The following is a 2180-nucleotide window of genomic DNA, read 5'->3' as shown; positions in this document are numbered from 1 at the left end:
ACACCGGTGGCTCGCTGCGCTCGCTCCCCGGCTACTCGATGACCAAGGGCAGCGACGCCGGTGGCTCGCTGCGCTCGCTCCCCGGCTACTCGATGACCAAGGGCAGCGACGCCGGTGGTTCGCTGCGCTCGCTCCCCGGCTACTCGATGACCACTACTCCGGGCGGTGGGCGACCACCTGGTCGAGGGCCCGGGACAGGTCGGCCCAGAGGTCGTCGGCGTCCTCGATGCCGACCGACATCCGCACGAGCCCCTCGGGGATGGTGCGTGCCTCGGTCTTCCAGCGACGGCGACGCTCGAAGGTCGACTCCACGCCGCCGAGCGAGGTGGCGTGCACCCACAGGCTGGTCTTGCGCACCAGGAGGTCGGCGGCCAGCTCGCCGTCCAGGACGATCGAGACGATCGCACCGAACCCGGGGTAGCGCACCTCGGAGACCGCCGGGTGCTCGCGCAGCCGGGGGAGCAGGGCCTGGGCGTTGGCCTGGGCCCGCTCGACGCGCAGGTGCAGCGTACGCATGCCCCGCAGCGCGAGCCACGCCTCGAGGGTGCCGGGCACCGAGCCCGTCAGGGAGCGGCGGTTCTTCAGCACGGCGTACAGCTCGTCGTCGTCGACGACGAGGGCGCCGAGGAGCACGTCGCTGTGGCCGCTGAGGTACTTGGTGGCCGAGTGCACGACGATGTCGGCGCCGAGCGCGATCGGCTGTTGGAGCAGGGGGGTGGCGAAGGTGTTGTCGACGACGACGTAGGCGCCGGCCTCGTGGGCGGCGGCCGCGATCGTCTCGATGTCGGCGAGCTCGAGGGCCGGGTTGGTCGGCGTCTCCAGCCAGACGAGCGCAGCATCGGCGCAGGCGGCCACGACTGCGGCGGTGTCCTCGATGTCGACCAGCTCGGCCGACAGACGGCCGCGGGCCTCGTGGTCGGCGAGCGACATGATGCTGCCCTGGTAGGCGTGCTGGGGCGCCACGACCTTGGCGCCGTGCCCGACGAGGTCGAGCACGGTCGTCACCGCCGCCATGCCGGAGGAGAAGGCCAGGGCCCGCCCACCCTCGAGGGAGCCGAGGACGTCCTCGAAGGCTTCCCAGCTGGGGTTGCCGTAACGGCCGTACTCGGTGTCGCCGCCGGCGACGTAGGTCGAGGCCATCGAGATCGGCACGTTGAGGGGAGCGTCCGGCTCGCGCGGCGGACGGCCGCCGGTGACCGTCACGGTGGCGGGGGACAGGTCGGGTGACAGATCGGACATGTCCACGAGGATAGGGTCGGGGCCGTGACCGGCACCGATGGCACCCCCGCCCCCACCGACCGATCCCGCCCCCCGCAGCGACCCCGTGTCGCCGTGGTCTTCGGCGGGCGCTCGAGCGAGCACCAGATCTCCTGCGTGACCGCCGGCAGCGTCCTGGCAGCCATCGACCGCGAGCAGTACGACGTCGTCGCGGTCGGCATCGCCCGCGACGGCCGCTGGGTGCGCGATACCGGCGACGTCGAGCGGCTCCGCATCGACGCGGCCGCACAGCTGCCCAGCGTCGACGACTCCCGGCCCGGCGTCCTGCTCAGGCAGGGCACCGCCGGCACCGACCTGCTGGTCTCCGAGGCCTCGCGCCCGCCCGAGGTCCTGGGCGACGTCGACGTCGTCTTCCCCGTGCTGCACGGACCCTGGGGCGAGGACGGCACGATCCAGGGGATGCTCGAGATGGCCGGCGTCCGCTACGTCGGCGCCGGTGTCCTGGCCTCCGCGGTGAGCATGGACAAGGCCTACATGAAGACCGTCCTGGCCGCCGCCGGCCTGCCGGTGATGCCCGGCGTGACCGTCACGGCCGCCCAGTGGGCGCGCGACCCCGACGCCGTACGCCGTCGCGTCGCCGCGCTGGGTCTGCCGACGTTCGTGAAGCCTGCGCGAGGCGGCTCGAGCCTGGGGGTCTCCAAGGTGCGCACCGCCGAGGCCCTCGACGACGCCCTGGCTCTTGCTCTCGAGCACGACCCGCGCGTGCTGGTCGAGGCCTCCGCCGAGGGGGGCCGCGAGGTCGAGTGCGGCGTGCTGCAGCGACCGGACGGGGTCCCGGAGACGACTCGGCCGGCCGAGATCCACGTCGACTCCTCGCGCGACTTCTACGACTTCGAGGCCAAGTACCTCCCCGGCCAGTCGACCCGGATCGACCTATATGACAAAATCCCGCAACCCGCCGA

2 protein-coding genes are annotated in these 2180 nt (G+C 72.8%); one reads left to right on the top strand and one right to left on the bottom strand.

The window, feature by feature from the left end:
• Positions 1-153: 153 nt before the first annotated feature.
• The gene (locus tag VOI19_RS18425) at positions 154-1239 is read right to left on the bottom strand and encodes a PLP-dependent aspartate aminotransferase family protein (protein ID WP_323794398.1); all 1086 of its coding nucleotides are present in this window, start codon (positions 1237-1239) and stop codon (positions 154-156) included.
• A gap of 24 nt (positions 1240-1263) precedes the next feature.
• Between VOI19_RS18425 and VOI19_RS18420 the strand changes: the two genes are divergently transcribed.
• Positions 1264-2180, top strand: a 917-nt coding sequence (locus tag VOI19_RS18420) for a D-alanine--D-alanine ligase family protein (protein WP_323794397.1), incomplete at its 3' end; no start/stop codon positions are given.

The organism is Nocardioides sp. (genome assembly GCF_034670285.1).
Lineage (GTDB): Bacteria > Actinomycetota > Actinomycetes > Propionibacteriales > Nocardioidaceae > Nocardioides.
This window is presented reverse-complemented; position numbering and strand designations above follow the sequence as displayed.

Excerpts from the sequence above, each read along its gene's own strand:
- VOI19_RS18425 (WP_323794398.1), bottom strand. The coding sequence starts at position 1,239 with ATGTCCGATCTGTCACCCGACCTGTCCCCCGCCACCGTGACGGTCACC.